The sequence below is a fragment of the Actinomycetota bacterium genome (genome assembly GCA_040755895.1).
In the GTDB taxonomy this organism is placed as follows: domain Bacteria; phylum Actinomycetota; class Aquicultoria; order Subteraquimicrobiales; family Subteraquimicrobiaceae; genus Subteraquimicrobium.
Map to the genome: position 1 here is coordinate 1 of JBFMAG010000149.1, position 8,178 is coordinate 8,178.

General features: G+C 44.7%; 11 protein-coding genes. 8 read left to right on the plus strand and 3 right to left on the minus strand.

All coding sequences use genetic code 11. From position 1 onward, the window contains the following. Positions 1 to 411: 411 nt before the first annotated feature. The 3 genes from AB1466_07125 to AB1466_07135 form a co-directional block, all read right to left on the minus strand. Complete coding sequence (locus AB1466_07125) at positions 412 to 834, minus strand: DUF86 domain-containing protein (protein ID MEW6189856.1); 423 nt, start codon at positions 832 to 834, stop codon at positions 412 to 414. Between the two features lie 7 nt (positions 835 to 841). After that, on the minus strand, positions 842 to 1,255 hold the full coding sequence (locus AB1466_07130) for a nucleotidyltransferase domain-containing protein (protein ID MEW6189857.1): 414 nt from the start codon (positions 1,253 to 1,255) through the stop codon (positions 842 to 844). Between the two features lie 316 nt (positions 1,256 to 1,571). Beyond that, positions 1,572 to 2,456, minus strand: a complete 885-nt coding sequence (locus AB1466_07135; protein ID MEW6189858.1) for a selenium metabolism-associated LysR family transcriptional regulator — start codon at positions 2,454 to 2,456, stop codon at positions 1,572 to 1,574. A gap of 292 nt (positions 2,457 to 2,748) precedes the next feature. Between AB1466_07135 and AB1466_07140 the strand changes: the two genes are divergently transcribed. The 8 genes from AB1466_07140 to dnaB all read left to right on the plus strand — a co-directional run bounded on the left by AB1466_07140 (position 2,749) and on the right by dnaB (position 7,929). Next, the gene (locus AB1466_07140; GenBank protein ID MEW6189859.1) at positions 2,749 to 2,973 is read left to right on the plus strand and encodes a DUF3343 domain-containing protein; all 225 of its coding nucleotides are present in this window, start codon (positions 2,749 to 2,751) and stop codon (positions 2,971 to 2,973) included. Between the two features lie 146 nt (positions 2,974 to 3,119). Continuing rightward, the gene (locus tag AB1466_07145; GenBank protein MEW6189860.1) at positions 3,120 to 3,338 is read left to right on the plus strand and encodes a DUF951 domain-containing protein; all 219 of its coding nucleotides are present in this window, start codon (positions 3,120 to 3,122) and stop codon (positions 3,336 to 3,338) included. A gap of 58 nt (positions 3,339 to 3,396) precedes the next feature. Continuing rightward, positions 3,397 to 4,488: a redox-regulated ATPase YchF gene (gene ychF / locus AB1466_07150; protein MEW6189861.1), complete on the plus strand. Its 1,092-nt coding sequence runs from the start codon at positions 3,397 to 3,399 to the stop codon at positions 4,486 to 4,488. 335 nt (positions 4,489 to 4,823) lie between these two features. Next, a complete protein-coding gene (gene rpsF, locus AB1466_07155) occupies positions 4,824 to 5,108 on the plus strand; it encodes a 30S ribosomal protein S6 (protein ID MEW6189862.1) in 285 nt (94 codons plus the stop codon). Positions 5,109 to 5,134: 26 nt separating this feature from the next. Continuing rightward, the gene (locus AB1466_07160) at positions 5,135 to 5,557 is read left to right on the plus strand and encodes a single-stranded DNA-binding protein (GenBank protein MEW6189863.1); all 423 of its coding nucleotides are present in this window, start codon (positions 5,135 to 5,137) and stop codon (positions 5,555 to 5,557) included. Positions 5,558 to 5,764: 207 nt separating this feature from the next. After that, on the plus strand, positions 5,765 to 5,995 hold the full coding sequence (rpsR, locus tag AB1466_07165) for a 30S ribosomal protein S18 (protein MEW6189864.1): 231 nt from the start codon (positions 5,765 to 5,767) through the stop codon (positions 5,993 to 5,995). 112 nt (positions 5,996 to 6,107) lie between these two features. Continuing rightward, complete coding sequence (gene rplI, locus AB1466_07170) at positions 6,108 to 6,590, plus strand: 50S ribosomal protein L9 (protein ID MEW6189865.1); 483 nt, start codon at positions 6,108 to 6,110, stop codon at positions 6,588 to 6,590. A gap of 7 nt (positions 6,591 to 6,597) precedes the next feature. Continuing rightward, complete coding sequence (dnaB, locus tag AB1466_07175; protein MEW6189866.1) at positions 6,598 to 7,929, plus strand: replicative DNA helicase; 1,332 nt, start codon at positions 6,598 to 6,600, stop codon at positions 7,927 to 7,929. Positions 7,930 to 8,178 lie beyond the last annotated feature (249 nt).

The window sequence follows — 8,178 nt, forward strand, 5'->3', positions numbered from 1 at the left end:
AAGAATCGATGCCTTAAGGGAAGAATTGGCATTGGATAAAAGCCTAAGAGAGGAAATGGAGGCAAAGGAGGTAGTCAACGTCTAATGCCGGGCTTCTCGTTTTTACAGGAAACAAAGGACTTGACCAAACACCAAGTCTAGTCACAAACACCTGTTAAATATGTCCATGAATAATTGTCATGGTTCTTTTGCTATCTCTTATATCGTAATTTCCAAAAAACTTTAGTTTTTCACTATCTATTATTTATTGTTTAAGGCAAGATCATCCAAAGAGGGGTGGACTGGAGGCTCCCATCGGAGACTCCAGAAAATGACTTTTGCATTTTCTTGAAACAATCGTAAAAATTAAAAACTTCAGGTAAATCGGCAGATATGTCAAAATATCTGTGAGTGGTGCTCATGAACCATTCATTATCCTTCTTCTGTTTTTTCTAGGAACTCTAAAATGTATCGCTCAAATTTGCGAAAATCTTCAATTTTGCCTGTATATTCATAAACCCTTTTTCGGTCTATTTTCAGATATTCGTGGACTAAAATGTTGCGGAATCCAGCCATAGGTCTAATTTCCTTGGTAAACTCCATGGGTATAATGCGATGCTCTCCTAAAGCAATAATTGCCTCCCCGCCTTCGGCACGAGGTAAATTCTTCTGAGCCAGTATATAGTGAGTGACATCGAGAACGCACTCGATGGATAATTGTAGACATCTCTCAGCTAATTTGTACGTCTCAGGAGAACTAATAAACTTCTCTTTTTCGATCTTTGATAATTTTTCCAATATAGCGAGATTGTCTTCCAGCTCTTTGAACCGATCGAGGATGATTTCCTTGTTCATTAAAATGCTACTCCTTTAGGCGATTCTTTAATGCCATTTCGTAAAAGCGAGATTTAGCCTTATAGTCCCCGTATTCACGCAAGGTTTTCATCTCAAAGGCAATCCGTTCTTCATTTGATGACGCATAAATTGCTCTTCCTTCTTTTATCACTTCATATCTTAAAAGTGGATTGGCGGAATTTAACGGTGTTACTTGGATTGGCAAATTTGGGTGGTTTTTGGTGAGCTCATTCTTAAAGCTCTCGGCGATCTCCATCTCTTTGATTATATCAGGGCTCTCCAAATTGATGAGAATAGCGATGTCGATATCCTGGAAATTCTTATCTCCTCGAACGTAGGAACCAAAAAGGTAGACCAACTGGATATCCAATTTTTCGCATATTTTCTCCTCAATCCTTAGTGAGACTTTTCTTTTCACCATTCTTTTTCACCTGACCTGAGGGATTATACCATATGGATTATACCATGTTAGGAGAGTTTCATGCGATGATAAAAAACTGCTCTCCTTGGTGCAGAGGGGATGATTGGCGGGCAGGATCAGGATTAGTTCATGTAACATATCTTCGAAAAGATGTCCAAGGTTTCCCAAAAACTTCAGGTAAATCGGCAGATATTGTCAAATATCTCCGTGAATGAGGTCCATGAACCATTTTTACCACGGAGATAAATTACTGCGGAGATAAGGGATTAATGAATCTTTCTAGTAACAGCGAACCTCCATGTTCGATGGGAAATTGCTATCTTAGGATATGTTTAACGAATTCTTTTTGGATGCGGGTAAAGAGCCTCCTCTGGTCGTAGACGAGATAGAGGTCTCTATGGAGATCGATGTCCTTCAGCGTAATCGTCTTTATCGTTCCCAGACGAAGAGCTTTTTCAGCTGCCCATCGGGAGATGACGGAAATCCCCAATCCTCCCTCCACGGCGGAAAGCACCGCTTGCGTACTGCCAAGTTCAATGACCACGTTAAAGTCATCCAGTGATAGATCCAGCTTTTCAAGGACTTTTTCGAAAGACTTTCGTGTGCCAGATCCCACCTCTCGCACGATGAAAGGTTCTCTCAATATCTCTTTCACGCTCATGCTTTCTTTAGTACAAAGGGGATGATTGGCGGGCAGGATCAAGATTAGTTCATCCGTGGCAAGCTTGGTCAATTTGAAATTTTCTTTGGGAATATAAGCTCCTATGAATCCTATATCGATCTCGGCATTTACCAATTTCTCCACTATTTGCTCTGAATCTTCTATTTGAAGGGTGAGTTCAACGTTGGGAAATTTCTCTTTAAAACCCCCCAAGATTTTGGGGACTACATATTCCCCGGGGATGGTACTCGCCCCCAATTTCAGCCGCCCTCTTAAGCCCCCTTTAAGTTCATCTATGGATTGCTCAAGCGATTCGTTTGCTCTCAAAATTTCCCTGGCGAATCGCTGAAAAATCTCTCCAGCTTCGGTCAGTCTGACCTTGGGTCCGGTTCGATCCAACAGTACTTCTCCGTAGGTTTTCTCTATGGCTTGTATTTGAAAACTTATGGCGGGCTGAGAGAGGTTGAGAACTTTTGCCGCTTCGGAGAAGCTTTTCTTTTCCACCACCGCCAGAAAGGTTTTGAAGTAACTGATATTCATATCGATTCTTCTCCTAAAATAGCTGAGGGGACATTATTCCCGCTCTCATTCTAAGTCCGCCTAAGGCGGGCGAAGAATCTCAATTCTAATGAGATCCTTCGTCACTTCGCCCTGAAACCAGATGGTACAGGGCTTCGCTCCTCAGGATGAAGGTGGATTTATGACCCATCTTCAAATAGCTTGTGTTATTAAAATTCTTTATAATTATTTAAAATCCTTCAATAATTTTAGAGGAAAGGGCAGATTTTTATTGAATCTAGGCGAAGACGGTTTGAACGACGAAGGGAATCATATGTCAGAGGAGTATGTGGTTATCTTTCATTCCACGCATCATGCCCTGCGGGCGGAGAAGATTTTGAAGGGAAGTAAGCTCCAGACCAAGATGATACCCCTTCCCCGTAAATTCTCAGCCGAATGTGGATTGGCGCTAAAGATAAGTAGCGAAATAAAATCCCTGGTGGAGAAGATTCTCTCCTCTCACGAGGTGGAATATAAGGGCATCTATAGGTTGGATTAAAAAGCTGAATTGAAGGATTATTTGTGGTATGTTTTTACTTGAAAAAGAGAAGACGCATGAAATTATGGCTTTTGACCAAGTAGGGTCTCTTTTCCACTTATTTTCCCACTTATATATTTTAATATGCCAAGGGGCGGGGGGAGAGAATGGTCAAAATAATACCCATTGAAATAGGCGATGTAGTAAAGATGAAGAAATCCCATCCCTGCGGGTCAAATGAGTGGGAAGTGACGAAATTGGGAATGGATATCGGACTCAAGTGCCTAGGCTGTGGGAGGAAAGTGCGACTCATGCGCTCGAAGTTCGATCGTAGGTTTAGAGGTTATATCAGAAGGATACGAGAAAGTGAGGAAGTGAAGGAGTGAGGAAGTGAGAGACTCGAATCACTTGAATCACTTCCTCACTTGAATCACTAGGGGTATTATGCAGGTTGGTATCGTGGGACTTCCCAATGCGGGAAAAACTACTCTATTCAATGCTCTGACCAAGGCGGGAGCCGAGGTGGCGGATTACCTGTTTACAACCACCTCTAAAAATGTGGGGATCGCCGAGGTTCCTGACGATAGGTTGCACAAGATTTCGGATATCGTGAAGCCTCAAAGGATAATTCCTGCGACCATAAAATTTGTGGACGTCGCTGGATTGGTTCGGGGAGCCAGCAAGGGTGAGGGCTTGGGCAATCAATTCTTAAGTTATATTCGAGAAGCCGATGTCTTAGTTCACGTGGTGAGATGTTTTAAGGACGAGAATATCGCCCACGTGGATGGAGAGCTCCATCCCCTCATCGATATAGAAAACGTTAATTTGGAGCTTATACTAGCCGATCTCGAAATCGTGGAAAGACAGATTGGGCGAGTGGCCAAACATGTGAAGGCTGGGGAGAGGAAATACAGGGAAGAAATGGAGGTACTGGAGAGGGTAAAGGATGCTTTGCAGAGGGGCATTCCCGTGCGAAACGTTGATTTGACCTCGGAGGGGAGGCGGATTTTATCTTCCCTTAATCTGCTCACCGCCAAGCCAGTTGTCTACGTGGCCAACATTTCTGAGGAAGGAATACCCGGCGGAGGGGATCCGTTGGCGAAACAGGTTCTTGACCAGGCTCGATCGGAGGGGGTGGAGGCCGTCGTCATCCCAGCGAAGCTCGAAGCCGAGATCGCCGAGCTCCCCAACGATGAGGCTAAGACCTTTCGAGAAGAGATGGGACTCAAGGAATCCGATCTCAATAGGCTGATACGCATATGCTATGAGCTTTTGGGTCTGATCACTTTCTTCACGATAGTCTCGAATGAATGTCGTGCCTGGACGGTGAAGAGGGGCACAAAAGCTCCTCAGGCAGCTGGAAAGGTTCACACCGATATGGAGAAAGGTTTTATAAAAGCAGAGGTTGTTTCCCATAAGGATTTGGTAAGGGATGGTTCCCTTCACGCCGCTCGCGAGCATGGACACCTTCTTTTAGAGGGAAGGGAGTATGAAGTCCGTGACGGAGACATAATTTATTTTAAGTTCGCGGTGTAATTTTTTGGATTTTGCTCTGTCATTTTTCAATTTGCACTTTAAATTGAGGTCTAACCTTTATTCCGTAGAAACAGGTCTTTTCCAGACGGATCCGTGGGAGGATCTGTTAAAGCTGGATTAACGGACCTGAAGGTCCGTTTCTATGAAGTGTTTGTACTCTCCGCAATTGCAAATATCTTCCTTGCTCTAGAATTCTGCCACTGCTATAATGTTTGAGGTTTAATCCTGCCCAAAAGCAGTTAGAGTCATAAGCCTCCCGGCAGGAGGAGTCAAAAGCGTGAACCGACTTTGACTTGGCCTTTCTGTTTTCTGCTCAGATCGAAGGAGGTGGATGATTGAGGGATTACGAGATAATGTTCATTCTCAATCCTACTCTGGAAAAGGAAGCGATAGAAAAAATTATCAAGAAGTTTGAAAATCTCATAAAAAAGCACAAAGGAAAGGTGGGGCAGGTAGATAAGTGGGGCAGACGCAAGTTAGCCTATCCCATTCTCAAGCAAGTTGAGGGATATTATCTGGTAATTAAATTTAAGGGGATACCCGAGACCATAGCCGAGCTTCATAGAGTTTCCAAGCTTACCGATGAGGTTATGAGATACATAATTGTTCGATTGGGTTAAGGCTAAAAGATTTGGAGGGATCGAACTTGACCAATCTAAACAGGGTAATTTTAATTGGAAGGCTAACGAAGGACCCGGAGCTCAGATTCACACCTAATGGAACTTCTGTTGCCAATTTCCGTATCGCTGTGAACAGGCGCTGGACCAATAGAGAGGGGGAGCGGATGGACAGCACGGATTTCTTCAACGTTGTGGTCTGGGGGAGATTGGCTGAGCTATGTAGTGAGCACATAAGCAAGGGAAGCCCAGTGGCGGTGGAGGGGAGACTTCAGACAAGATCCTGGGAGACGGAGGAGGGTCAGAGGAGATCGACCGTTGAAATAGTCGCGGAGAATGTGCAGTTTCTGGGCCGTCTCGGACCTCGTGAAAAAGAGGATGTCGAAGCCATCGAACCCCCCGAGGAAGAATCCACAACTCAGGAGGAAGTCGGAGACGATATCCCCTTTTAATGATGTATGAAGTTTCAAATTCTGAGCACAGAGCACCAAATTCTAAACAATATTAAATGACCAAACATCTCCTGAGCAAAGTCGAAGGAATCCAAGGGTCAAAACAAAACCCTTTCTGGAATTATGTCCAGGGCATAATAACTTCCATGATTACTTCTGCAAAGTGCGCAAATGGTGTAAAATTCCAGGCGATTGGATGGTGATGATATGGTCGATTATGTACGAAAACAAAAGAAAAAATTCTGTATATTCTGCAAAGAGAAAGTGGAATACATCGATTATAAAGATATCAATTTGCTCAAGAGATTCCTTTCGGATAAGAGAAAAATTAGACCCAAAAGGACTACGGGCAATTGTGCTCAACACCAAAGGAAACTATCCACGGCCATAAAGAGAGCGAGGGAGATGGCTCTTTTACCATATACAATTCGAAAGTGAGAACAAAAGTTGAACATAAATTTGGGACGAATTTTATTTGACTCTTATTGTGAATTAAAACAATAATAGAAAGTGTGTTTGGTTTTAGTATCCGCGAAGCGACGAGAGGAATATGAAACGCGTAAAGATCATCCTGAGGAAAGACGTTGAAACCTTGGGGAATGAAGGAGATGTCGTGGAGGTAGCTCCAGGTTATGCCCGAAATTTTTTGATACCTCAAGGTTTAGCGGTTAAAGCCACTGAGGCGAATGTACAACAACTGGAGATTCAGAGAAGTGCTCTTGCTCGGAAGGAAGCTCAAGAGAGGGTAAAGTGGGAGGAGATTGCGAAGAGACTAGAGGGTCAAAGCATTGAAATCTCGATGAAAGCCGGTAGGGAGGGGCGACTCTATGGGGCGGTGACGGCCAAAGATATTGCCGAGGCCATTTCGAAACATAAGGAAATAGCATTGGATAAGAGGAAAGTGGTTTTGGATGAGCCCATCAAATTTCTTGGCACCTATCCCATAACCCTCAAAATTTATCCCAATATTGAAGCCAAAATCAACCTTCAGGTGACAGGAGAAAGAGAGTCCCATGATGAGGATGCCGGATGACAGCAGAGTGGATATTACCTCCTCTCTGGAGAGAATCCCTCCGTATAATCTCGAAGCGGAACAAAGCCTGCTCGGGTCCATCCTCATTTCCACCGATGCCATCCCGCTGGTCATGGAGATAGTAAAACCTGAAGATTTTTATCGAGAAGCCCATAGGCATATATACGAAGCGATCGTAAATCTCTATGCCAGGGGCGAGCCTGCGGATCCCATAACCATCGCTGAAGAATTAAAAGCCAGAGGAGTTTTGGAACAGGTGGGAGGAAAACCCTACCTCCATACCTTGGTGAGCATCGTTCCCACGGCGGCCAATGCGAAATATTATGCCCAAATCGTCGAGCGAAATGGAATTTTAAGGTCTTTGATTAAAGTGGCCACCAAGATAGCCGATTTGAGTTACCAAGCCCCCGAAGATGTTGAAACGGTCATCGATAAGGCCGAGAGTTTGCTCTTCGGGGTCTCTCAGAAGAGGATATCCGAGAAGTTCATTCATATAAAGGATTTGCTCACCGAGGGTTTCGAGCAGATCGAGAAATTATATGAGAAGAGAGCCCACGTTACTGGTATTCCCACCGGCTTTGTGAAATTGGATGAGCTCACCTCCGGTCTTCACCCTTCCGATTTAATCGTGGTCGCGGCGAGACCCTCGATGGGGAAGACGAGCTTCGCCTTGGGAATAGCTCAAAATGTGGCTTTGCAGGAGAAAATCCCCGTGGCCATCTTCAGCCTGGAGATGGCCCGTCAGCAGTTGGCTCAACGTCTGATGTGCGCGGAGGCAAGGGTGGACGCCCAGGCTCTAAGAACGGGCAACTTAAAAGAGGAGGATTGGCCAAAGCTTTCTAACGCGGTGGGTAGGCTAGCTGAAGCCCCGATCTTCATCGATGACACCCCAAATATCACAATCATGGAGGTCAGAGCCAAAGCGAGGAGGTTGATGGCGAAGCAGAAACTGGGGCTCATCATCGTGGATTATCTGCAATTGATGCAAGGTAACGGCAGAAGTGAGAATCGACAGCAGGAGATATCCGAGATTTCCCGAGCTCTCAAGATTTTGGGAAGGGAGTTAAATGTGCCCGTAATAGCGGTTTCTCAACTTTCTAGAGCCGTGGAGCAGCGCCAGGATAAAAGACCCCTTTTGAGCGATTTGAGAGAATCCGGTGCCATAGAGCAAGATGCTGACCTCGTCCTCTTCATCTATAGAGACGAGTATTATAATCGAGACTCGGAGGATAGAGGCACTGCCGAGATCATCATCGGCAAACATCGGAATGGTCCCACCGGTACGGTCAAACTCGCTTTCCTGGAGCACTACGCGAAGTTTGCCAGCCTCGCTAGGTAGCTCAGAAGCCCGGTTGCTCAGCTCATCTTGACTTTGCTGTTGCTTTATACTATGCTAAATAGCGGGATTTTCCAGGTGTTTTATGCTTGTCTACCAATACATTTTAGTATAGATGCTCAGATGGATGCGGATTGCTTCTATTTGAGTTATTTTTTTGTGCTCATTTATAGTTCATTCAACCGAAAAAAGGTGGTTTGAGTGCAAAAGTATGATGTGATTATCGTTGGTGCAGGTCCAGCGGGAATCTTT